Genomic DNA, 24,330 nt, shown 5'->3' with positions numbered 1-24,330 from the left:
CAAGGCTATTTAGTGTTTTTTATCTTTTTTATATACTTTAGTTTATTAAAATCAGTGAGTAACTTTTCTCTAGCACTGATTTTTTGGGATGCAACCAACTGTTCATCAGGATTAGCAAACGCCGCTTTATCATAGGTTTGAGTAATATAATGTAGTAAAGTATTTGCCCAATTTGCTAACAAATGGAATCGACCTTCGGGATTATCTTTTTGGTCTATTAGTTGTTTTATAAATTGGTAAAATGCTGGTTCGGTCTCTTTCCAATAAGCGATGTCTAACAAATTAGATTGTTTATTTATCACTGTCATAGCTTTACGCAGTATTGGCAAGGTCTCTTTACTTAATTCTAATGCCAGTGCAATAAGCTCTTCTAGGTCGCTGTCAGGATCAGCTAAAGCGGGATATACAGGAAAAGTGTGTTCATACCAGCAACGTGCTTTCATATTGTCAAAATCATAACCAAAGCACCATAAGCGATAGTGTTCGTTATCTTTTAGCCTACGCGCTTCATGGATAAAGACCACTTTTGCCGCTTCAACATTATCATGTTTTGTTAGCATACCTAGCCAATCTCGATAAATTAAACCACCGGGTTGACCTTTAATCGCTAATGGTGCGCCTGATTTACTATCAATTCGATATGGCGTTAAAGGATGTCGCCAATGTTGATATTGAATACCATAATTTTTAGTGTGATATTGCGTAATTAATTGTGACGAAGTTGCGCCACACAGATCACATTTCCCTTGCTTAGTCTGTTCAAAATCAAGTTCTATTCGTCGTGGCATTCCCCAAAAAGCTTGGCAATAACTGGCTTGTTGAGGAAATAGACTCAAATTCTTCGGTGGTTCACTGGTTTTAGTCGTATTGAGCCATGGAAAGACAGATTCATCAAATTGGCGTGGTTTATCATCATCTAATGGTATTACGTTTAACCATAATTTCTTCCATAATGGTGTTGGTTTATTTAGTTCTGGCATAATCAACGTCGTTATCGGCCCACCACCACGCAAACTAACTCGATGTCCTTGTCCACCAGATGGTGCATTAGTTTGTAAAGTAAATAGTGCTATTGCTGCACAGTGTGGGCAAATTTCCTTGACAAAATCACGTTTGATAAAGTGGTCGGTGTTCTTCTTTAATGCGTTTTCACCTGGTGCTTCAACTAATAAACCTGATATTGGTAAAGCATTGCCGTCTAATTTCGTGAAATCTTGCATAAAGGCAGGTTTATTTGCACCAAATTGCATAGCCGATTTAACTTGATCAAATGCTTTATCTAAATCAGATTGCGAAATGCCATCATCCCAGTAGTCAAACCACTCCTCATTATCTTCTGGAGAAAAGGTGGTTTGCAATAAACCGATAAGAAACTGATAGGCAGCACCTTGAAAATCAGATCTAAAATAGGCTAAATCAGAAATAGTTTCATCAGCGATTTGACTAGGTTTAATCTTACTAACATGACCATCAAAATGGATAACCGGAATCCATTTTTCGTCTAACAGCGAGAAAGAAGACAAACTATACTCCTTATTTAGAATTTTAATGTAAGCGGAAAGTTAGTTGTTCCGCTTATCGGCATTAACTTAAATTATTTAAGTGTTCGGGGGGCTTGTTTATTGATCTCAATACTTAAACAATAAGATCGCGTTTCTTGATCATCTATTTTCTGTTTGATTTCAACAGCCCAAACTTTTTTGCATTGCTCTTTGTAAATGAATAAAATAATTGATAAAATTCAAAGTTAATTCTTATAAAAACTAATTTAAATTAGCATAAAAAAAAACCAGCATCAATAAAAAGTCTGTAGATAACATAAAAAATTTAGCGATATGTTAAACTGGTACGGTTTAATATGATCGTTCTTTATTTTATAGGGTTAAACCGTCTGTCGACAAAATGTAGTGTAGTTCCCCACACTGAGTGGAGTTTGCCTTCAAAGCATGCTAGTTAAACAAAACTTTTTATTTTTGGCTACTATTTATTGTCAAAAATGAGATCTGCATTTACTCTTTTTCAAGATATAAAAACAATTTAGCAAAATAGCCTATATTTAAAGCTTGATAGATACTGTTCTTCCTGGCACATTATGCGAAACATTATATTAACAATATCCTATATCATAACCAGCCATAAATGAGCGACATAGCACTGGTTAGCCAGTATAATAACGAAATAAAGATTAATCCTACCAAATCATTACCAATATAATGCAATCTAGAGAGATTTATGAATCAACAAAATAACAATAATTACCTTGGTGCTGTTCAAACTGATGTAAAGCCCCCTTTTATAATTGCTATAATGCATAAATTAGTTCCCTTTTCAATGATTTGGATAAGCTTAGTGTTAATGTACGGTGTCGTTTGTATGTACACTAATGCCGTTGGGCAAGATGAGTTTTACCGTTTTATCTTCTTTTTGCGTAGTCCTTTTGTTGTGGTGCTTAATTGTATTGCGTTATTGGTTAGCGTTTTCCATTCAATAAGTTGGTTCAATTTAGTGCCTAAAACGATATTTTCATACCGTACCGATAAAAAAACAAAATCTTATTTATTCATTTTAGGGTCATGGCTGGTAACCATTTTTGTTTCAGCTGGTTTATTATTATTTATATTAAAATAAGTGGTCTTTAATCAATGCAAAATCAACACATGCAAGCTGCAAGGTCTCATGGAAAAATCGCAAAGGGGTTATTTGCCTTAGGTGGCACATGGGCGGCTGTTTTTTCACCCATTGTACTGGCGATTATCACATTTATCATTCCTTTTGGTGACGCAGCAACACGTTCTCATATTCTAAAAATAGCCAATACTGAAATGGGTAAATTGTTTTTATTTTTGGTGATTTCATTACCTATCTGGTGTGGGCTGCAACAAATTTTAACGCTTTTGCACGAGCATAAAATCTATCCAAAACGCGAAAAGTTACTGACTTTTGGCTTAGCATTAGCATGGACACTACATGCTATTTATATATTGTTTATTCGGGTATAGCTGGCATTTTTGGTTATAAGAATATAAAAAGCGTCATAAACAAAATAACGCTTTTTATATTTTCAAAAACTAATAATATGTGAGTTCGCGAGTGATATTAGTTTGTTTATTCTCTTGATTATTTTTAACTTTACTTGCCGTAAGCCAATCATTTTTTTCATTAAACGTTAAAAATTTAGTTAAATAATGTGAAACTTCTTTTCCTGATGATAAGTAAGAAGATTCAATGGTAATTAATCGATGATGATTGTTATCATATTGATACGAAAAATCACTTTCGTTTGTCATATTGTTGCTAAATTGGTACGACACTTTAGCAAGCTGTTGCTCTTGATATCCAAACGTATAGACAGAAGCCCCTTTTTGCTCTGCTCCAGTATATTTACCATTTTCATCAATTTCTTTAAGCTGCCATTGTACATTTTTATTGATAAGACAATAATTACTATCGTATACGTAATTATCAGTTTCGAAAAAAACAAAATCGATAGCTTTTTTAGTCTGCTGTGATACGACAATTTTACCTTGTTCATCAGTATTAAATTGGATGATGCTATTGGTTTTATCTTCTACATCCTCAATAATATTTTCCCAACCAGATTTATTTTTTTGTAAGTGTTCGGAATAAATTCGAAAGTTTTTATCCGAATAAAGATCATAATGGCTTTGTGTGATAAGCCCATTAGGATCATATTCTAACGTGTGCTTAGCTAGCGAACTATTCGCATCAGTACCCAATTTGGTAGTTGAGGTCCGAATCTCTTGCTTTATACCTTTTATAGGTGAATCAATATAATCGAGGATTTGAAAAATATAGTTATTTGCCTCAACGATATTTTGGTTTGGATTATCACTACAGGTTATCGCCATCGCATTTATTGAAATGAGAGATAAACAGGGGGTTAATAAAAAAGGAAGTATTCGTTTTTGCATAATGAAACCTGCTAACTAGATTGATATATTGATTTATTAACAATGGCCTATAGTATAGACCATTGTTATCTATTGCTTTATAAATTTATTTTTTGCGCATTAACAAAGCCTCTTCCCAATTGACCTTTTTGTCTTGCTGTTGCACTTGCTCAGTATCATCTTTATGAGCAAATTTTTCTGTTTTTTCAACTTTATCGACGTGTATTAATGTTTTATTTACTTTACGAGGTGGTTTATCTAAAAATGAGAGTAATGTTTTGGTATACTCAGTTTCGGGGGAATAGAAGATCTTTTCCCGTGAGCCTTGCTCAATAATGCTCCCTTCTTTCATAACAACCACTTGATGACACAGAGAATAAACCAAAGCTAAATCATGGCTAATAAACAAATAACTAAGCTGATACTTTTCTTGTAATGACTTAAGTAAATCAATAATTTGTTTTTGAATAGTATGATCTAATGACGAAGTTGGTTCATCTAAAATCAATAATTCAGGCTTCAAAATTAAGGCACGGGCAATGGCTATTCGCTGGCGTTGCCCCCCTGAAAACTCGCTTGGATAGCGATAACGCATATCAGGATCAAGACCAACTTCTTGCATAATGTCAACAACGGCTTGCTCTCGCTCTGATTGCCTGAGTTTTTTGTGAGTGATTAATCCTTCACTAATAATCTGTTCAACATTAAAACGCGGATTAAGAGATGAAAATGGATCTTGAAACACCACTTGGATACGGCTGCGAAATGGTAACAGCTTTTTGCTGGTGAGATTTTGTATCGGATGGCTGTCAAATACAATGTTACCTTGTGATTTAATCAAACGTAAAATAGCTAAAGCTGTAGTACTTTTGCCCGATCCTGACTCACCAACAATCCCAACTGTTTCGCCTTGATGTACGGCAAAGCCAGTATTGTTGACGATCTTCTTCTTTTGACTACAAAATAAACGTTTTTTGACAATAACTTCAACATTAAGGTGGTTAACATTAAGCAGGATTCCAGGTGTATCAGGCAATGGCACTGGCTCACCATTTGGCTGAGAATTTAATAGTGTTTGTGTATATTTATGCTCTGGACGTAAAAAGATGCGCTGCTTATTATTATATTCAACAATTTCGCCTTGTTGCATCACCGCCACTTTATCGGCAAGTTTTTTAACAATACTAAGATTATGCGAAATAAATAGCATGCTCATATTCAGTTCGTTCTTTAACTCTTTTAATAACTGAATAATTTGTGCCTGCACTGATACATCTAAAGCAGTGGTGGGTTCGTCTGCTATTAATAATTTAGGATGAGTTAAAATTGCCATAGCAATCATCACTCGCTGCCTTTCACCGCCTGATAACTGATGAGGATAAGCCGATAATTTATTTTTTGGATCTTTAATACCCACCCGATCAAGATATTGCAAAATCTCGCAACGCGCATCGTGTCGATGCATGCCTCGATGTAATGCTAGTACTTCATAAAGCTGTTTTTCAACCGTATGTAGAGGGTTTAATGACACCATTGGTTCTTGGAAAATCATGCTAATTTGATTACCGCGTACCTGTCGAAGTTCTTTATCTGGCGCAGATAATAAAGATTTTTCTTCAAATAAAATATCGCCAGTGGGATAAACTACTTGCTCTTTATGTAGCAAACGCAGAATGGACAAAGCGGTAACACTTTTACCTGAACCTGACTCACCAACGAGTGCCAATGTTTCTTGCTCATCAATATCAAAACTGATATTACTCACGACTTGTGATATTGTTTGTGTACCACATTTAAACGCAATACTTAAATCCTGAACGGATAATAAAGGAGAACTCATCGATACACTCCTTTGTTTGGATCGAATGCATCCCTTACTGCCTCACCAATAAAAATAAGTAATGAAAGCAAAGTTGCAATAATTAAAAACGAACTAAGACCAAGCCAAGGGGCTTGCAAATTGTTTTTACCTTGTAGCAACAGGCGACCTAAAGACGGTGAATCAATCGGCAAACCAAAGCCCAGAAAATCTAGTGACGTTAAAGTGGTAATTGAACCACATAAAATAAAAGGTAAAAAGGTTAATGTTGCCACCATTGCATTAGGTAAGATGTGGCGAAACATAATTTTACTGTCGCTCACCCCCATTGCTCTGGCCGCACGGATATAATCAAAATTGCGAGTACGCAAAAATTCGGTACGTACAATTCCTGCTAACCCCATCCAACCAAATAAAACAGTAATGCCCAGCAACCACCAAAAATCAAGTGGCAAAATGCTAGCTAATAAAATAATTACAAATAAACCCGGCAAACCACACCAGATTTCAATAAATCGCTGTCCTAACAGGTCGACTGTTCCACCATAATAACCTTGGATTGCCCCGATGATGATACCAATAAATGAAGTAAACAATGTCAAAAAAATAGCAAAAAACATTGAAATACGAAAACCATATAAGATATTGGCCAGTACATCGAAACCCGCATCAGTTGTACCTAACCAATGCGATGCTGAAGGAGGCGTTGGGAACGTATTTTGCGTATCATAGATTAGCGTACTATAGTTATAGCGAAACGGTGGCCATAAAATCCAGCCATTCGTTTCGATTTGATTTTGCACGGCAGGATCAAGATAATTGGTTTGTGTTTCTAATTGCCCACCAAACTCCGTTTCTGGATAAAAATGAAAAATTGGTGAATAGTAATTATCCTGATATTTAATAAAAATGGGCCTATCGTTAACAATAAAATCAGCAAATAGACTCATTACAAAAAAGATCAAAAATAACCAAAGTGAATAATAGCCACGGCGATTATGTTTAAATCGTTGCCAGCGTTGTTGATTAAAAGAATAATGAGTGGTCATCAGTTTCGAGCCTCAAAGTCAATGCGTGGGTCTATTATCATGTAAGATAAATCAGACAGTAGTTTTGTGATGAGTCCAACTAACGTAAAAATATAAAGCGACCCAAAAATTACAGGGTAATCACGTTGAATAATTGCTTCATAGCCCAATAAACCAAGCCCATTAAGCGAAAAGATGATTTCAATTAGTAACGAACCGGTAAATAAAATACCGACAAAAGCAGCGGGAAAACCCGATATAATCAGTAACGTGGCATTACGAAAAACGTGTTTATACACGATCTTTCTTTCACTTAATCCTTTTGCTCGTGCGGTTATGACATACTGTTTGCGAATTTCATCTAAAAATGAGTTCTTGGTCAACATAGTAAGTGAAGCAAAACCACCAATGACCATTGCAATAGTAGGCAAACAAATGTGCCATGCATAGTCTTTCACTTTTCCCCAAAAATCGAGTTGTTCAAAATGATTCGAAATAAGTCCACGAAGTGGAAAAATATCCCAATAACTACCGCCAGCAAACAATACAATTAACAACACTGCTAATAAAAAAGGCGGTATGGCATAACCAATAATAATTAAGGTACTTGACCAAAAATCAAATGCCGAACCATCTTTTACTGCTTTGCGAATACCTAACGGAATTGAAATCAGATAAACAATTAACGTACTCCATAATCCCAATGAAATTGAAACAGGTAAACTTTTGGCAATCAAGCCTAATACCGATTCACTTTTAAAAAAACTATTGCCAAAATCAAATAAAATATAGTGTTTGAGCGTCTCAACATAACGTTCAAATAGGGGTTTATCAAAACCATACTGTTTTTCAATCATCGCGATAACTTGTGGATCAAGCCCGCGCGCTCCACGATAGTTTGACTCATTTTTATACTGCTGTACTGATGTAGATGAACCACTGCTCCCCAGCAATAGCCCTTGCCCTGCTTGCGGTCCATTTTCAATCATAGCAAGCGCCTGATCGACCGGTCCACCTGGCGCGACTTGCACAATAAAAAAGTTAATTGTTAAAATTACAAACAATGTTGGAATAATCAGTAACAATCGACGAATAAAGTAATTTAGCATATTAATGTTCCCGATTTTTAGGCAGGCTAGCTGCTTTGTCTGCATCATACCACCAGCTATCAACCCCGATTGCATAAGTCGGTTGTATAGCTGGTTGCCCAAATTTGTTCCAGTAAGCATAATATGTTTTACTGTTATACCACATAGGAATCATTGGATATTCTTGCGTTAAAATACGATCAAGTGCTCGCCCAAGTGGCACGAGCTCATCTTGATTATCTACATTCTTGGTGATTTCAGCAATTATGCCATCAATAGCCTTGTTATGTAATCCTGAAGCATTCCATGATGAGTTAAGATACTCGCTACCCCAAAGCACCAGCAAATTCGAACTTGGGTAATTTACGGCATAATAATCACGAGCTACCATATCATAATCACGTTCACGAACGCGGCGTAATTGTTGTGCTGAATCTAACAAGGTAATTTTCATGGTGATCCCCAAACGAGCCAAATTTTGTTGAAAGGGAATGGCATATTTAATATCGCTACCAAGATAACTGATCAGTTCAAATTCAAATGGCTGCTGTGTTTTAGTGTTAATAAGTTTGCCGTCTTTGAGCATCCATCCGGCTTGTTTTAATAATTCTGTCGCCTTTAATAAATTATCGCGATTAAAGCCTTTACCATCACTTTTGGGAATAAAATAAGCATTCTTAAAAACGGTTTCTGGAATAATATGTTTATAAGGATTTAACCACTTCAATTCTTGCTCTGTTGGCTTACCTTTTGCCGCATAAATAGTGTTTTCAAAAAAACTATAAGGTCTTTTGTAACTATCATAATAAAATGCATGATTCAACCATTCAAAATCAAATGCCAATGTGATAGCTTCACGCACTTTGATATCTTTAAATAGATCTTTTTGCAAATTAAACGCTAACCACTTAGTATCAGTTGCCGTTTGAATGGGTTGTTCTTGTTTAATAATATGCTTAGAATCAAAATATTTACCTTGGTATTGAGTAAACCAGTTTTTAGGCTGATCTTCCGCGCGCAAATCATATTCACCCGCTTTAAATGCCTCTAACGAAACATTATTATCCATATAGTAATCAATACGTTTTTCGTCAAAATTATCTAAACCTTTATTTATAGGCAAATCGCGCGCCCAATAATTTGGATTACGCCGATAAACAACATATTGTCCTAATTTATATTCACTAATATAGTAAGAACCACTACCAACGGGCGGTGTACTTAATGGTTCAGAAAGATCATGATTTTGCCAAAAATGTCTAGGAATAACTCGCATACTACCAACAAATGAAAACAGTTTTTCACGATCGGAAGCGGGTATATCAACACGCACACGGTGATCATCTATCGCTTTAACTGTGATTCCTTTGTTATAAACACGATATTGAGGTACCCCTTCGGTCATAAATTTATCAAAGGTAAACTCAACATCATAGGCTGTTATGGGTTGATCGTCTTGAAAACGAGCCTTGGGATTAATTATGACTTCTGCCCAGCGATAACTATCAGAATAGGTGATTGATGTCGCAATTAGTGGATAAAAACTGGTAATATCATCAGCCGTATTGGTAAAAAGCGTATCATATAGCAATCCTGAGTTTCGCTCAGGAGCGCCACGGCTAGCAAAACGATTCAAATTATCAAAAGAACCAACTTCAGCCAGTTTAATTACACCACCTTTAGGTGCATTAGGATTGACGTAATCAAGATGCTTAAAATGATCAGGATACTTGGGGCGACCTGACAGTGAAAACACTGTTTTATGATAAATTTTCTCATAATGTTGGCTAGGACCGACAAGATCAATTTGCTGATCTTCAAGTAACTGAGCTGGGCTATTAGTATCTGCTTCTATCTCAGTTTGAGTTTGATGTACAATTTGTTGCTCTTCATCGGCAAAAGCAGGTGCACAGCAAATGACTATGCCACTTAGGCAACTCAAGATGAATAATGTTTTTATAGGTTGTTTAACTCGACTAACTATCCTCATTCCGTTCCTGCTTTTATTTAACAATAGCATGTTTATATTTCTTTTTATTTATTATTAACAAATCCAAATCATTTAAGACTATCATAATCGCCCTGTCAGGGCGTCTATTTTGCCAAACTTCAACTAAATGAGCAAAACCTAATTAATAAAGTTTATATAAAATGATAATATTAGCTAAAAACATACCTTTATTTTTACATTAGAAATGTCTATATTAAATTAATTGTAAACAATAGGTCTCTTTACGTTTTTCAATATAAATAATTCATATTCTTTTAAATAAATATGCGTTGTATAAAGCATATTTTCCCAAAAGTCATAAAGGGATAAAATTTAATGATCGAATCGTTTTATCAATACTGGGGAAAATGTCGTCAAGGCTCTGATAATAATAACTACCATTTACTCCCATATCATAATTTAGACGTAGCCGCTTGTGGATACCAAATAGTTAAACACAACTATTTCAATTCAGCTGAACTATTTATGCAAATCGGCTTTACTCCACAAGACAATGAAAAGGCAGCCCTCTGGTTTGCCTATTTTTTGACTTGGCATGATATAGGAAAATTCGCCAATGGGTTCCAACAGTTGTTTAAGCACAACAATCCGCAACTCGTTGCTGCTGATCCGGCAAAAAGATACATGTCCAGACATGATTCTCTTGGATTTTGGTTATGGGATACTTTTCTTAAGAATAAAACTGAAATTCAGTTATCTAACTATAATAGAAAGATAGAGCATTTTTTGGATATATGGTTACTCATCATGACAGGCCATCATGGCAAGCCACCAGAATTGCGAGTAAATGGCAACTTATCATTTAATCAACAAGATAAACAAGCAGCATTAGATTATATAAAAGCAATTAATGAGTTTTTTATTAGCGAACATAAATTAGCAGACTATTGCTCTTTCTTTTTTGATAAAGCATTGCAAAAAAAACTTAATCAAATAAGTTGGTTAATTGCTGGTTTAACCGTTATTAGTGATTGGCTAGGATCTAACGAATCGTTTTTTCCTTTTTGTTGCCAAGTAATACCGCTTGCTGAATATTGGCATAAGCATGCTATTATTCAAGCAGAAAAAGCGATATCTACTTTACCCAAAACATCGCCTATTGCCCCTTTTATTGATATCAAAAATTTATTTCCATTTATTGAAAAGCCCACACCACTGCAACAACAAGCTCTATCATGCCAATTGTCTAATGACGGTCCAGAATTATTTATTATGGAAGATGTTACAGGAGCAGGAAAAACCGAAGCCTCAATGGTTTTAGCACATAGATTAATGACAGCTAAAAAAGCTCAAGGTATTTATATTGGCTTACCAACCCAAGCAACAGCAAATGCCATTTATCAACGTACAGCGACAATTTATGGGCAACTCTATCAGGCCGATAGTCACCCTTCGCTAGTATTAGCACATGGTGCTAGCTATATGAACCCTCATTTTAATCACTCAATTATCAGCAGCGAGGATAGCTGCGAGCAACAATATCCTACAGGCGAACAGACCATTAGTGCGGAGTGTCAGGAATGGTTTGTTGATACTCGGAAAAAGGCGCTATTGGCTGAAGTTGGTGTCGGTACCTTGGATCAAGCATTAATGGCGGTTATGCCATTTAAACATCAATCATTACGATTATTAGGTCTAAGGCATAAGTTACTCATATTAGATGAAGTTCATGCTTATGATAGTTACATGGTTAAATTATTAGAATCGTTATTGCATTATCACGCCTTACAAGGTGGTAGTGCCATTATTCTTACCGCCACCCTACCCCATTTTTTACGTGAAAAGTTACTCAATGCATTTTATACAGGCTTAACAAATCATCCTCAAGATCTACTTTTAAACCATAACTTACCTTTCCCTCTCATAACACAACTAAATCATAATGGTTTAGTAGAACAAGCAATAGACACTCGAGATGACGTTAAACGTCAAGTAAACATTGAATGGATAGATGATATTGATGCAGGTATAAATAAAATCCGCCACACGATAGCACAAGGTAAAATTATTTGCTGGATCAAAAACAGTGTTGACGATGCAATTAGTTTGTATCAACAATTGCAATTAAAATTAGAGATAGATAGCAATAATATATTACTTTTTCATAGTCGTTTTGCTTTTTGTGATCGCCTTGAAATTGAACAAAAAACACTAAAATGGGCAGGTAAAACATCTAACCGTAATACTCGCCACGCAAAGGTGATTATTGCTACTCAAGTTATTGAACAATCATTAGATCTTGATTTTGACGAGATGATTAGTGATATTGCCCCAATTGATTTATTGATACAACGTGCCGGCCGTTTAAGACGCCATGTACGAGATCAACAAGGTAATGTTAAACCTTTTGATGAAAAAACTCAGCCTTATGATGATCGTGGACAACCCATTTTAACTGTACTTGCGCCACATTGGCAGGACGATCCCCAAAAAGATTGGCTTGATAATCCAACCTTTCGCAATACCAGTTATGTCTACCCTAACCATGCCTATTTATGGTTTACCCAAAAAATATTACTGACTCAACGCGTTATCAAAATGCCTGAAGATGCCCGATTGTTAATTGAGTCAGTTTATGCACAAGACATTGAACCACCAACGGGATTACAAGAAGCCTTTTATTCTGCACAAGGAAAATCACTTGGCCAAGCTTCGATCGCAAATCAAAGTTTATTACAGCTTAATGATGGATATAATCGAACCTCTTGCAACGGATGGGAAAAGAGTATTGAACTATCAACCCGACTATCAGAAGATAACGTCGATCTGTATTTAGCTTATAAGCTAGAAGATAATATAATACCTTATTGCACCAATAGTGAATATGCGTGGGCACAAAGTCGTGTTCCGCTAAGCATTTCAAAATGGGAAAAAATAAAAAAGACTATCCCACAACTTGACCTGCAAAGGTTAGAAAAGATTAGACTGCAAATACATAGACCTCAAGCCATTATTATCTTAATTGAACAAGGTAAAGACTCAACTTTTTACTCAAAAGAGATAGGATTTTATGCAAGTTAATTACGTATATATTTACTAATAATATGATTAAAAATCAAACTAAAAATTTGGTGAAATTTTACTTTTTTATTTTAATTATAGAACCATTAGCGATAATTAGTCTGCTCCCTATATGTGTTGCAATAAACTGAGTTAGAAAACGGTATTTCCATCGAAATGCCGCTGTTCCTTGAACACTAAAGATAATTAATTTTTGTAAAAAAGTTTCAGGTAACTATACGTTTCAGTATAAATATCTTAAAAATAGATAAGAAACAAAAAAATTGATTATCATTGTTCAATTGAACGGTTGGATGCACTTACCGCCTATACAAGGAATATTAAGTATTGTTAACTAAACTCAAAATATTACTTATTGCCGTTTTTGCTTGATGACTGTTTTTCCAACAAGTTGAACCTGTTAATAACGCACCTTTATTAAGGATTTCATCTAAACTAGCATTACGCAATTTATCGAAAGAATCGAAGTTCATCTCTTCAAGTCTTTCAATAATTTTGGCACCCACAAATTTAAGCTCCATCAATTGCTGTCGTTCTGTTTCTGTAAAGGCCATATTATTCTCCTTACATTATATTGAATATAATTTTAAACTGATGCATTTAGCTTTTTCCACTTTCTGATTTTTGCTCTAAACGATTTAAAAGGCGCCACAGAATTAATATGGATAAATCGAGCAACAGTCCAAGATTCAGGATAAGGTTTAGTCCAATTACGGCTATCTTTTATAAACAAAGTGTCTTCGTTCAAAGATTGAATCCAATCATTCCAAATGGTGATTTGCTGATTAAATGCTTGAATTAATGCCTGTAATGATAGGTATTGATATGTTTTATAAAATTGTTGATACAAATTACCCAATTGATTCCATTTGTATCCAGAAGCCGGTAATTCAGGTGTTTTACCAGCAAGTTCATCATCATCCCAAGATTTCACCAAATTAAGCCAACCGAGTTGATAAGCAATCATTTGTGCAGGAGTACGATCAACGCCCTCTACCAAAGAGTCTTTTTGTGATTCAGATAAAACTATAAACTCATCAATAAATAGCTTGGCCGTTTTGTTTATTTCATCTAATAACTGCTGTTTAGTTGCATAAGCCATGTCACCTACTTCTTATGAGATCATTCATATCTTTAAAGATAACATAAAATCAATATATTATCTAAATATTTTTAATGAAATCTCTGTTTTTATTTTTCTTTGTTTTTGAAATATTTCAATTCTTCATCGATAAAATATCGTACTAGATTTGCATATAGATCTTTGATGATTTCGCCATTAAGTCCTAATTCATTCGACCATTGTTTTCGTTGCTCTAGCATACTGTCAAAACGTTCTTTGGCTTGTACATCAGTGGTATTTTTTTTGAACTTACTGGCAGCTTTGACGTATTCAAAGCGTGTAGCAAGCAATTTAATTATGGAATGGTCAATCTGATCTATTTCGGCACGAATGTGGTTCATATTCTCACATTTGTTTGGCGCTTGGGTAGGTTTATAAGTCACGATTTTATACCTTTTGTTTATTTAACTTTTTATATCCTATCACTATTAGATTATGCACAAAAGTATCACTTAGTAGATGTCATCGTTGCACTATATTTATATATACAAAATTGATTGTGCACTTTTAATAGAATTGAGTTTAATATTTGGATATATTCAATAATTAATTGATTTTTTTTTATTTATTAAATCAATTTTGTTTTACATTGATAACCACTGAATAACACAATAATATAACTAAAATTTTTGTTCATGCACTTGTTAACAAATACTTTGAGGATTTTATATACTTTAAGTGGGTTTTAAAGAATCTTATAGAATATTGATTGGTGGAGCCAAGGGGGATCGAACCCCTGACCTCAACGCTGCCAGCGTTGCGCTCTCCCAGCTGAGCTATGGCCCCAAATAGAAAGGGATAAAACTGTGGCTAATAATATGCAACTAAATAATAAGTGTCAATCGATTTGATATTATTTGTTTGAAAAACAGCCAAATAAAACTCTGCCCATTGATGGCAGAGTTTACATAATTAACGCAATATTGAAGGTTGATCAGCGCCTTCTGCTTCAATTTTAGGTGGCATAAAGTGTTCACGTTTTACGCCCAATTTAAGTGACATATACGCAGCCACATAAATTGATGAGATTGTACCAAGTACAATACCAACGCCTAATGTTTCAGAGAAACCTTTTAACATTGAACCACCAAAAATATACAGAATAACGACCACTGCAAGGGTTGTACCTGATGTCATTAAAGTACGATGCAATGTCTGTGTTAACGAGATATTAATAACATCGTAAGGCTCTGCTCGGCGAATTTTTCTAAAATTCTCACGAATTCGGTCGAAAACAACAATGGTATCGTTAAGAGAATAGCCAATAATCGATAACATCGCAGCAATGATAGTTAAATCAAGTTCTCGTTCAAATAGTGATAAATAACCTGCAGTGATGATAACATCATGCGCTAAGGCAACAACTGCACCTGTACCGAATCGCCACTCAAAACGAAAGGCAATATAGATTAAAATACACACTAATGCGGCACAGATTGCCAAAACACCATCTTGCGCAAGTTCAGCTCCAACTGTTGGACCGACAAATTCAATCCGTTTAATTTGAGCTTCTGCATCAATATCTTTATGGATTAAATTGGAAATTTTTGTGCCTAGTGCATTATCAATCGCGGACGTGGCACTACCATCTTCTTGCTTGGCCGAAGGTAATCTAATGATGATATCTTTACTACTGCCGTAATATTGTACTATCGGCTCGTGATAGCCAGCATTGCGTAAGCTGTTACGAAGGTCATCAAGGTTAACGGCTTTTGTTACGGTGAGCTCGACTGTCGTACCGCCAGTGAAATCTTGTCCTAGATTAAATCCTTTAACAAAAATAACCACAAACGATGCGACAACTAATAACATTGAAATAACAAAAGCAATAAAGCCAAATTTCAAAAAGTCGAGGACTCTGCGGCCATGATTTAATTCTCTAACATCATGATTTTGTTGTTTAGTAATACTCACAATAAACCTCTAAATTGATAACTTATTAACGCGACGACCGCCATAAATAAGATTGGCTAATGCACGAGTACCGACAATCGATGTAAACATCGATGTTACAATACCGATGCCTAGTGTAATGGCAAAACCTTTAATTGATCCTGTACCAACTGCATAAAGAATAACAGCAGTAATTAAAGTGGTCAGGTTGGCATCAAAAATACTGCTCCAAGCGCCTGCGTACCCTTCGTTAATTGCATGCTGAACGCCACGTCCATTACTAAGCTCTTCTTTTATTCGTTCGTTAATCAGTACATTGGCATCAACAGCCATACCTACAGTTAACACAATACCTGCGATACCAGGCATGCTTAGCGTTGCCCCAGGAAGTAAAGACATTGCACCAACAATTAAAATTAAGTTTGCAACTAATGCAAGGCTAGCAAACACGCCAAACAGACGATACATCACTAGCATAAAGATGACAGAAATCGCTAAACCCCATGCGCAAGATTCTAGACCTTGGGTGATATTTTCTTGCCCCATTGATGGTCCAACTGTTCGCTCTTCAATAATTTGAATTGGTGCAATTAATGCCCCTGCACGTAATAATAGTGATAAATTTTTAGCTTCATCAATATTACCAATACCGGTTACTTGAAAACGATCACTAAAAATACCCTGAATAGTCGCGACGTTAATAACACGTTCTTGCTTTTCAAGTATTGGTTTGTCGTTTTCATCACGCTTACCGGTGTCTTTGTATTCAACAAATAAAGTTGCCATCGCTTTATGAAGATTTTTTTGGGTAAAATCAAACATCCTTTTACCGCCTGAACCATCAAGTGTAATAGCTACTTCGGGTTGGCCATATTGATTAACCCGATATGAAGAATCGGTAATATGATCCCCTGTTAATACAATACGTTTATACAGTAGTACAGGACGACCACTTTCCATATACTTAATTTCGGAACCATAAGGAATGCGCATATCGCCATTTAGAATAGCAGGCAAATTAGGCGTACTCTCTTCGTTAACTTGTCTAAATTCTAATGTTGCCGTTGCACCCAAAATACGCTTGGCTAATGCGGTGTCTTGTATGCCGGGTAATTCAACAACAATGCGATCTGCCCCTTGACGTTGAACAATTGGTTCAGCAACACCGAGTTGGTTAACACGATTACGTAAAATGGTCGTGTTTTGTTGTACAGCATCATTTTTCGCTTGTTGTAAACGTTGTTCACTGACATTGATGACGATACTGTTGTCGCGTTGAGAGATCACTTTGTAATCTTGTATCCCATTGATCTTGGTAATGGCTTTATTGCGATCTTCAGTATTATCAAATTGCATTACAATTTGCTGATTACTATCTTTGCTTATCGTTTTATAGTTTAACTTGCTATTAGTAAATTCAGCTTTGATGTTTTCGATAGATTGTTCAGTGAGTTTACTTAATGCAGTGGTCATATCGACTTCCATTAAGAAGTGAACACCACCACGCAAATCAAGACCCAGTTTCATCGGTTCTGCACCTAACACAGTAAGCCATGCAGGCGTTGCTGGTGCTAAATTTAATGCAACAGTATACTCTTCACCCAATGCTTCAGATATAAGTTCTTTCGCTTTAAGCTGGGTATCGTTATCGCCAACACGAATCAAAATTGATTTATTTTCATAAACCAATGATTTCGGTTCGATATGATTATCGGCCAAAAGTTTTTTGACCTTATCTTGCATAGCCACATCAATTTCAGCAGTCTTTGAACCTGAAATTTGTATAGCGGGATCTTCACCATAAATATTTGGAAGTGCATAAAGAAGGCCGAGGCAAATAACAACGACCAACATAATGTACTTCCACAAAGGATAGCGGTTTAACACGACATATTCTCTTGTGGGATTAGGTAATTAATACAATGAACGATAATAGATAACAGCCTATTATAGTGATTTCATTGTTCCTTTTGGTAAAACTGATGTAATAAAGTCACGCTTGATCACAACCTCAGTCGTATCGTTTAATTCTAGCGCGATGTAACCATTTTCGTTAACTTTTGCTACACGACCAATAAGCCCGCCATTGGTTAACACTTCATCACCTTTTGAAATTGATGCCATTAAATCACGATGTGCTTTAGCGCGTTTTTGCTGTGGACGCATAATCATAAAATAGAAAAATAAACCAAACACAACTAACATAATTGGCATAAAATAATCGCCACCTGGTTGGCTACCATCGGCTGCATAAGCATTAGAGATTAAAAAATCCATACTGATCCTCTTATTTCAAACTAAATTTTTAAAGGTCGGAATTATAACACAATAAATAAATCTGTTATTAACTATTTCTTGTCAAAAAGTTTCAGGAAAGTATGCGTTTTAGTATAAAAAGTGTTTTAAGCTACTTTGGTTAATATAACTCCGCCAACCAAGCAATGATGGCGGATAAACGTTAATTACGTGGTTAAATATTGCGCCATGCTAACTAAATTAAATAACCATTTAGGGTAAATTCCACAAAGCAATGTCAATAAGGCACATAATACGATGATTAACTCGCTTATTCTAATATCCTTCCATTTTAATTTAATCGAAGCTCCACTTAACATTTGTCCATCACGACAAGGCGGCCTAATATAAAGATTGATAATTAAACGAGCATAAAAATAAAGCCCCAATGCACTACCAATAACCACGGCAGCAACTAACCACCATAATTCAGCAGTTACGCCTAATAACACTAGTAAAAATCGCCCCACGAAACCCGCAGTTAGTGGTGTCCCTGCTAAAGATAAAAACCCAATGCCCATCGCTAATGCAAGAATTGGTCTGCGCCAAAATAGTCCTGAAAGATCAATTTCGTTTTCATGATCTTGCAGTTCATTAGAATGCGAATCTAAACTGATCGCACCTAATATACAGATATTAGCTAAAATATAGCCAACTAAATAAACACCAATCGTTTCTAATGCAAGTACTTGATATTGGACGGCAATTAAAGCCGTAAATAGATAGCCGAAATGCGCTATTGATGAATAGGCAAGTAATCGCTTTAAGCTACTTTGCTTTAACGCCAATAAATTGCCCCATAAAATAGAACAAAAAGCCATAATCACTAAAATAATACGGATAGTTTCATTATTAACGATCGGTGCCAATAGGAATAACCTTGCGATGGCACAGAAAATCGCAACTTTTCCAACTGTTGATAATAATAAGGCGACAACCGTTGGCGCGCCTTGATAAACATCGGGCAACCAAAGTTGAAATGGCACTAGTGATAATTTAAAACCAATACCAACCAACATTAAGCAAACCCCCATCAGTAATAATGTGCTTAGGTGAGGCATCGTTGAGAGTTGATAACTTAAACCACTAAAAGTGAGCTCTCCAGTAGTTGCATAATAAAAGGCAATGCCCATCAATAGAAATACACTGGCAATAGCAGATAAAATCATGTATTTAACTGCGGCTTCTAATGAATGAGTTTGTGTATATTGATAACCAATTAATCCCACAAAGGGGATAGATAATAGTTCAATTCCAACAAAAAATGCGATTAAATGGCTGGCGTATACCAGTGTTACTCCACCTAATGCCATAAAGAGCAGAATCAAATAAAATAATCCATGATGAATCTGCTCTTGTTTAAACCAGCGATAAGCAAAACATGCAACTGCAATGGATATCATTAAAATCAAACTGGTATAAAGTAAGCCGTAGCCATCACAGGTAAAAAGTGCGGTAATATGGCGCGCTTTCCATTCATCCTTTGAACTACCATCAATTTTTGAATTATCATCAATATTAGAATGGGTATCGACATCTGTCGCTGTATTATCAATTTTACTGTTGTCGATATTACTATCAATACTGGTATCTTCACTGCCACTTGATGATTCTATAGTGTCATTAGGTACAGTATCAATTGCGATTGTTTCTTCACTTGATGGATTTGGTTCTTTAGTTGGTTCAGAAACTGATACCGATATTTGCATATTGTCACTGCTGATATCAGTAATAGTCTGAGTACTAAATGAAATTTTATAGCCAATCACTGCAGAACAGATCAAAGCACAAACTAATCCACATACCGTTAAAATAGTGCAACCTCTGGTGCTTATTTTAAAAACAAATAGTGAAAATAACAAAACAATGATCGAAAAGCTTAATACAAAAATTGGCGATAAAGCTATCATAGATTATTACTCTCCCACTCGCTCTGTGGCTATGTATTGTTGTGTTTGATTCACGACAGAATAAGACATATCTAAAACCACTTGAGGATACAAACCAATAAAAATAAGGACAATTAAGATGCTCGATAATAATAAAAGATCTTTTTTGCTTAGCTGATGTTTTGTTGCAACACCTTTATCAATAGCGCCATAAAAAATTGGCTGCATACGTACAATAAATGATATCGACAGTAATAATAAACCAATGACTAATAAAATTGTATAAAATGAAAAAGTGTTATAACTACCAAGTAACATCATATAATTACCAACAAAATTAGCTGTACCTGGAATACCTAATACCGCTAATATAAAATACAGGGTAAACGAAGATAGATAAGGCACCCGCTCTTTAAGCCCAACAAATTGGCTTATATTTCGTGTTGAATAGCATTCAACTAGCAATCCACTAATGATAAACATGCCAACTATTGCTAAATTGATGGCTATCATTTGAATAACCACGCCTTGATAAGCAATAACAGAACCGCTATAAATAATGGCTGTAACAAATCCCATTAATGCGATATGAATATAAGCAATGAGTTTTTTTATATCCGTTTGATTAAATGCAATTAATGCAGCATAAATAACCGTAAGCAGGGCAAAAGCTAACATAAATGGCATAATCATGATTGAAGCATTAGGAAATAGCGGTATAACAAAACGCAGTAAACCAAATGCAGCAGTATTGAGTAATAAACCACTGATCATCATTGAGCCTGTTGTTGAAGATTCGATATTGGCTTCAATAAACCAGCTATGAAAGGGAACAAAAGGAATACGCACAATAAAAGCCGCTAAAAATCCTAGCATGAGCAAAAATTCGGTATCACTTGAAATTGGCGTTTTTGTTAATACCTGATAATCAAACGTCCAATGCCCTGTTAAGTTCCAGTTAGTTAAGGCTAATGACACAATTGAGATTAACATAAGTAAACTACTCAATTGGGTATAAATCAAAAATTTGCTGGCACCATTAAAACGTAATTGTGAGCTTGAATCTCGTCGTCCCCATAGTGAAATTAAAAAATAGATAGGTATTGCGACCGCTTCCCAAAAGAAGAACATTAAAAATAAGTCAGTGATGACAAATAACATCATAATGGCTGATGTCATAAATAATAAACATAAATAAAATAGACCAAGATTGTTTAGGCTTTCTTTACTAGAATAAACAATTGTCAATAACACAATAAAGAGTGTTGAGGTGATAACAACCATCGATAGACCATCTAAAACAAGATGAAAATGAATACCTAACAAAGGGATCCAGTCTAGGTTCACCTCCTGTACCCAATTTGTTCCTTGATTCAACACATCTATGGCATCTATCCAAAATACTATTGCCATCAATAATGTAATACAAATTGTGATAAACGCTACAATTATTGGTAGTTTTGACCAGCGCATTTGTACATCGACAGAAACAACGCCCCTTTGTAAACATACATGGCATAACCAACCAATAAATCCGCCTATTACAGGTAAAAAAACAAGCCATAATAACATGAATGATTACACCTTTATTAAATAAAAATCAGTAACATTAATATGATAATGCTACCTATAACCATCGAGACCATATACCACCGAATTTGCCCATTTTCGAGATCAACGATGAACGAGTTTAATTTTTTGATTCCTCTCATTATCCAATCATCCCATAATGCTAAAGGGTCTTTTTTTAACAAATGGGCTAAATAGACATAAGGCTTAACAAATAGTGTGTTCAACAAATAATCATAATGCCAATCACTATTACATAAACGTAAAAAGTATTTTACCATTGGTGTATTTATAATTTCGTGTACTTCACTATTTGGGCGTACATATAAAATATAGGCAATAAGAAAACTTAATCCTGTCACCGCCGCTAACAGTAACTGAAAGGGTAACTGGCCATTGGTATCTAACTCAGCGATTGGAATGATGCCGCGAATGGGTAATGGAAAATAGATAAACAATGCTGTGCTAAATATCAATAATATAAAAATTGGGCAAAAACTTATCCATTTAGTTTCTGCAAAATCATGTTTTTTGGGTTTATGATAAAATACCATGGCAATTAAACGCCAAATACCTAAGCTGGAAAGTAAAATACCGAGTAAACCAATAGTTCCGGATATCAATTTATCTTGAGCCATTAAGCCCAATATAATATCCCCCTTGATATAAAATGATGATGAAATCCAAGGCATAGCACTCAGTGACAACATAATTAATAAAAAGACCGCGTATAGCATTGGAAATGATTTAATTAAACCACCAATTTTGCTTATATCACGTTCACCCTGACATCTTTTGATTAAAATTGATGAGGCTAAAATCAGCAATGTGCTTGTTATGGAATAATTAATTAAGCAATTAAGAGACAAGCTCCAACTCTTGGTTGAAAAAGCATAAAATAGATAGCTAATTTGCGCTAAATTGATATAGGTGATAATTCGTTTAATATCATACTGCACTAAAGCGATAGTGCTAGCAAACAATATGGTTAATGATGACATTATCGATATAATAGCAAGGACGTCGCTCGACATCATAAACAAATTACTAAGCCTTAAAACTAAATACACTCCAGCTAAAATCACGGTTGAAGATTGTAACAATGCTACCGCAGGCATTGGTGCTAATGTTGTTTCGGCAAACCATGAATGCATAGGAAATAGTGCGGACTTACTCATTGCGCCAAGGAACAACATTAAAGTTATCCAAAATATGATGTCTGAGTCAACGGCCAAGTTATCATGTGCTTGCGCCAATACATCATGAATATTTAATGTTTCTAATGTTTGATACAATAAAAATATGCCAATAATTAAAAAGATATCAGTTAAATGCATCATGATAAATGCCTTTACAGCCGCATAACCATTACGAGCCTGTTTATAGTAGATACCGATAAGTAAGTAAGTACTTAGACTCACTCCTTCCCAGCCAATTAACATAACAAATAGATTATCAACTAATATGATGGTTAATATACTGGCAATTAATAAATTACTATAAGCATAAAAAGTATAAATATCCTTTCTTGACGTTAAATAGCAAGCCGCAAAAAAGTAAATCAAAAAACCAAAGAACGATATTAAAACTAAAAATGTTAGTGATAAACCATCCAATATTAAAGCAATCGGCACCGAAAACTCACCCACAGAAAACCAATTCCACAATGGTCTAGAATAAACTAAGGCCATGTCAGGTACCGTGTTTGAACTAAAATCAATATAAGAAAATAGAGTAATTAATACGATGATCAGCATCGTAGTAATGCCTATAATCATCACATTAATTGTTCGAATATGCCTCCCTAGCAAAACCAATATTAAAAAAGAGAGCAAGGGAACAATAATAGTTAAATAAAGTAAATTCATCCTTTCATTTCACTCAATGAGTCAATATTAAAGATTTTTCGACGGTAGAATAGTTTCATCATTAATGCAAGACCAACACAAACCTCTGCTAAGGTTGTTATTACCGCTAATATTGCCAGTACTTGCCCATCGGATTGTTGCCAATAACTACTTGCCGCAAATAATGCGACTATCGCACCATTGTTCATAATAATCAGGCTAAGTAATAAAAAATAGAGATGACGCCGAATCATTATTCCTAGCAGTCCAATCACAAATAAAATAGAAGCCAAAATAAGACTGTACATAAGTGGTATCATATTATTTCTCCGACATAAGCCGATGCATAAAATGGTAAGCAATCACAGCTGCACCCAATAATAAAAATATCGCTAATTCAGCCATTAAAATGTAAGCATATACAGACATTTCATGCATTAATTCATGAGACTCTTTCAGTTCTGAATAGTTAGCATTTACTACGCCATAAATAAGAGCCACAAGTAAAATAAAAGCTAAAATTAGTGGCCCCAACCAAATTTTAGGGCTGATACCCCGTTTATTGTTTTCTACATTATCAACGCTAATTTTCAGAACAGATGCGACAAGTAAAAAAAGTGTCACCGAGCCACCAATAAATAATAGGATGTATAAAAAAGTAGAAAAATACGTTGCAAGCAGAATAAATATCAATGCTGATGCAAAAAGTGAAATACCAAGGTATAAGATTGCTTTATCAATCCGTAAACTACTAATCACTTTTACACTGGCAAAAACAGCAATAATCGACGCAATATAAAAAACAGCGATCATTAAATAATCCAATATGTATTGAT

General features: G+C 35.1%; 20 protein-coding genes and 1 tRNA gene. 3 read left to right on the top strand and 18 right to left on the bottom strand.

Features of this window, described 5'->3' with window-relative positions; translation table 11 throughout:
- Nucleotides 1-5: 5 nt before the first annotated feature.
- Nucleotides 6-1,523 (bottom strand): type I-E CRISPR-associated protein Cse1/CasA, encoded by a 1,518-nt coding sequence (gene casA, locus GQ593_RS03690; RefSeq protein WP_160430683.1) that lies wholly within the window; start codon nt 1,521-1,523, stop codon nt 6-8.
- A gap of 709 nt (nt 1,524-2,232) precedes the next feature.
- On the opposite strand from casA, the gene GQ593_RS03685 reads away from it, so the two are divergent.
- Together GQ593_RS03685 and frdD are read left to right on the top strand one after the other, a co-directional pair.
- Nucleotides 2,233-2,628: a hypothetical protein gene (locus GQ593_RS03685; RefSeq protein ID WP_160430682.1), complete on the top strand. Its 396-nt coding sequence runs from the start codon at nt 2,233-2,235 to the stop codon at nt 2,626-2,628.
- A 14-nt stretch (nt 2,629-2,642) separates the two neighbouring features.
- On the top strand, nt 2,643-2,999 hold the full coding sequence (gene frdD / locus GQ593_RS03680; RefSeq protein ID WP_160430681.1) for a fumarate reductase subunit FrdD: 357 nt from the start codon (nt 2,643-2,645) through the stop codon (nt 2,997-2,999).
- A 69-nt stretch (nt 3,000-3,068) separates the two neighbouring features.
- On the opposite strand, the gene GQ593_RS03675 is transcribed toward frdD, so the two are convergent.
- The 5 genes from GQ593_RS03675 to GQ593_RS03655 form a co-directional block, all read right to left on the bottom strand.
- Nucleotides 3,069-3,932, bottom strand: a complete 864-nt coding sequence (locus GQ593_RS03675; RefSeq protein WP_160430680.1) for a hypothetical protein — start codon at nt 3,930-3,932, stop codon at nt 3,069-3,071.
- A gap of 85 nt (nt 3,933-4,017) precedes the next feature.
- Nucleotides 4,018-5,751: a microcin C ABC transporter ATP-binding protein YejF gene (gene yejF, locus GQ593_RS03670; RefSeq protein ID WP_160430679.1), complete on the bottom strand. Its 1,734-nt coding sequence runs from the start codon at nt 5,749-5,751 to the stop codon at nt 4,018-4,020.
- On the bottom strand, nt 5,748-6,779 hold the full coding sequence (locus GQ593_RS03665) for an ABC transporter permease (protein ID WP_160430678.1): 1,032 nt from the start codon (nt 6,777-6,779) through the stop codon (nt 5,748-5,750). The genes yejF and GQ593_RS03665 overlap by 4 nt, the downstream gene beginning before the upstream one ends.
- On the bottom strand, nt 6,779-7,867 hold the full coding sequence (locus GQ593_RS03660; protein WP_160430677.1) for a microcin C ABC transporter permease YejB: 1,089 nt from the start codon (nt 7,865-7,867) through the stop codon (nt 6,779-6,781). Before GQ593_RS03660 ends, GQ593_RS03665 begins: the two co-directional genes overlap by 1 nt.
- Nucleotide 7,868: 1 nt before the next feature.
- Nucleotides 7,869-9,836 carry an extracellular solute-binding protein gene (locus tag GQ593_RS03655; protein ID WP_160430676.1) on the bottom strand — a complete coding sequence of 656 codons (1,968 nt, stop codon included), beginning with the start codon at nt 9,834-9,836 and terminating at the stop codon, nt 7,869-7,871.
- 336 nt (nt 9,837-10,172) lie between these two features.
- Here GQ593_RS03655 and cas3 point away from each other — a divergent pair, with 336 nt between their 5' ends.
- On the top strand, nt 10,173-12,878 hold the full coding sequence (cas3, locus tag GQ593_RS03650; RefSeq protein WP_160430675.1) for a CRISPR-associated helicase Cas3': 2,706 nt from the start codon (nt 10,173-10,175) through the stop codon (nt 12,876-12,878).
- Between the two features lie 320 nt (nt 12,879-13,198).
- Here the strand turns inward: cas3 and GQ593_RS03645 are convergent, their stop codons facing one another.
- The 12 genes from GQ593_RS03645 to GQ593_RS03590 form a co-directional block, all read right to left on the bottom strand.
- Nucleotides 13,199-13,432 carry a helix-hairpin-helix domain-containing protein gene (locus GQ593_RS03645; protein WP_160430674.1) on the bottom strand — a complete coding sequence of 78 codons (234 nt, stop codon included), beginning with the start codon at nt 13,430-13,432 and terminating at the stop codon, nt 13,199-13,201.
- 32 nt (nt 13,433-13,464) lie between these two features.
- Nucleotides 13,465-13,980: a ClbS/DfsB family four-helix bundle protein gene (locus tag GQ593_RS03640; RefSeq protein ID WP_091348559.1), complete on the bottom strand. Its 516-nt coding sequence runs from the start codon at nt 13,978-13,980 to the stop codon at nt 13,465-13,467.
- A gap of 89 nt (nt 13,981-14,069) precedes the next feature.
- A complete protein-coding gene (locus GQ593_RS03635; protein ID WP_202115365.1) occupies nt 14,070-14,384 on the bottom strand; it encodes a chorismate mutase in 315 nt (104 codons plus the stop codon).
- A gap of 327 nt (nt 14,385-14,711) precedes the next feature.
- A tRNA-Ala gene (locus GQ593_RS03630) sits at nt 14,712-14,787 on the bottom strand.
- A gap of 126 nt (nt 14,788-14,913) precedes the next feature.
- Nucleotides 14,914-15,909, bottom strand: coding sequence for a protein translocase subunit SecF (secF, locus tag GQ593_RS03625; RefSeq protein ID WP_160430779.1), 996 nt, complete (start codon nt 15,907-15,909; stop codon nt 14,914-14,916).
- A 15-nt stretch (nt 15,910-15,924) separates the two neighbouring features.
- Complete coding sequence (gene secD / locus GQ593_RS03620) at nt 15,925-17,781, bottom strand: protein translocase subunit SecD (protein WP_160430673.1); 1,857 nt, start codon at nt 17,779-17,781, stop codon at nt 15,925-15,927.
- A gap of 60 nt (nt 17,782-17,841) precedes the next feature.
- A complete protein-coding gene (gene yajC / locus GQ593_RS03615; protein WP_160430672.1) occupies nt 17,842-18,171 on the bottom strand; it encodes a preprotein translocase subunit YajC in 330 nt (109 codons plus the stop codon).
- A 185-nt stretch (nt 18,172-18,356) separates the two neighbouring features.
- On the bottom strand, nt 18,357-20,099 hold the full coding sequence (locus tag GQ593_RS03610) for an NADH-quinone oxidoreductase subunit N (RefSeq protein WP_160430671.1): 1,743 nt from the start codon (nt 20,097-20,099) through the stop codon (nt 18,357-18,359).
- Nucleotides 20,100-20,105: 6 nt separating this feature from the next.
- Nucleotides 20,106-21,650: a complex I subunit 4 family protein gene (locus tag GQ593_RS03605; RefSeq protein ID WP_160430670.1), complete on the bottom strand. Its 1,545-nt coding sequence runs from the start codon at nt 21,648-21,650 to the stop codon at nt 20,106-20,108.
- 17 nt (nt 21,651-21,667) lie between these two features.
- Nucleotides 21,668-23,515 carry an NADH-quinone oxidoreductase subunit 5 family protein gene (locus GQ593_RS03600; RefSeq protein ID WP_160430669.1) on the bottom strand — a complete coding sequence of 616 codons (1,848 nt, stop codon included), beginning with the start codon at nt 23,513-23,515 and terminating at the stop codon, nt 21,668-21,670.
- A complete protein-coding gene (gene nuoK / locus GQ593_RS03595) occupies nt 23,512-23,814 on the bottom strand; it encodes an NADH-quinone oxidoreductase subunit NuoK (RefSeq protein WP_160430668.1) in 303 nt (100 codons plus the stop codon). Before nuoK ends, GQ593_RS03600 begins: the two co-directional genes overlap by 4 nt.
- A 1-nt stretch (nt 23,815) precedes the next feature.
- Complete coding sequence (locus GQ593_RS03590; RefSeq protein WP_160430667.1) at nt 23,816-24,307, bottom strand: NADH-quinone oxidoreductase subunit J; 492 nt, start codon at nt 24,305-24,307, stop codon at nt 23,816-23,818.
- Between the last annotated feature and the right edge of the window lie 23 nt (nt 24,308-24,330).

The organism is Gilliamella sp. Pas-s25 (assembly GCF_009795885.1).
In the GTDB taxonomy this organism is placed as follows: domain Bacteria; phylum Pseudomonadota; class Gammaproteobacteria; order Enterobacterales; family Orbaceae; genus Gilliamella.
The sequence above is the reverse complement of the archived record's forward strand: the minus strand, read 5'-3'. Positions and strand labels throughout refer to the sequence as shown.

Bases quoted from the DNA above. Each gene is read 5' to 3' on its own strand.
- GQ593_RS03685 (WP_160430682.1), top strand. From the start codon at position 2,233: ATGAATCAACAAAATAACAATAATTACCTTGGTGCTGTTCAAACTGAT.
- frdD (WP_160430681.1), top strand. From the start codon at position 2,643: ATGCAAAATCAACACATGCAAGCTGCAAGGTCTCATGGAAAAATCGCA.
- GQ593_RS03675 (WP_160430680.1), bottom strand. From the start codon at position 3,932: ATGCAAAAACGAATACTTCCTTTTTTATTAACCCCCTGTTTATCTCTC.
- yejF (WP_160430679.1), bottom strand. From the start codon at position 5,751: ATGAGTTCTCCTTTATTATCCGTTCAGGATTTAAGTATTGCGTTTAAA.
- GQ593_RS03665 (WP_160430678.1), bottom strand. From the start codon at position 6,779: ATGACCACTCATTATTCTTTTAATCAACAACGCTGGCAACGATTTAAA.
- GQ593_RS03660 (WP_160430677.1), bottom strand. From the start codon at position 7,867: ATGCTAAATTACTTTATTCGTCGATTGTTACTGATTATTCCAACATTG.
- GQ593_RS03655 (WP_160430676.1), bottom strand. From the start codon at position 9,836: ATGAGGATAGTTAGTCGAGTTAAACAACCTATAAAAACATTATTCATC.
- cas3 (WP_160430675.1), top strand. From the start codon at position 10,173: ATGATCGAATCGTTTTATCAATACTGGGGAAAATGTCGTCAAGGCTCT.
- GQ593_RS03645 (WP_160430674.1), bottom strand. From the start codon at position 13,432: ATGGCCTTTACAGAAACAGAACGACAGCAATTGATGGAGCTTAAATTT.
- GQ593_RS03640 (WP_091348559.1), bottom strand. From the start codon at position 13,980: ATGGCTTATGCAACTAAACAGCAGTTATTAGATGAAATAAACAAAACG.
- yajC (WP_160430672.1), bottom strand. From the start codon at position 18,171: ATGGATTTTTTAATCTCTAATGCTTATGCAGCCGATGGTAGCCAACCA.
- GQ593_RS03610 (WP_160430671.1), bottom strand. From the start codon at position 20,099: ATGATAGCTTTATCGCCAATTTTTGTATTAAGCTTTTCGATCATTGTT.
- GQ593_RS03605 (WP_160430670.1), bottom strand. From the start codon at position 21,650: ATGTTATTATGGCTTGTTTTTTTACCTGTAATAGGCGGATTTATTGGT.
- GQ593_RS03600 (WP_160430669.1), bottom strand. From the start codon at position 23,515: ATGAATTTACTTTATTTAACTATTATTGTTCCCTTGCTCTCTTTTTTA.
- nuoK (WP_160430668.1), bottom strand. From the start codon at position 23,814: ATGATACCACTTATGTACAGTCTTATTTTGGCTTCTATTTTATTTGTG.
- GQ593_RS03590 (WP_160430667.1), bottom strand. From the start codon at position 24,307: ATGATCGCTGTTTTTTATATTGCGTCGATTATTGCTGTTTTTGCCAGT.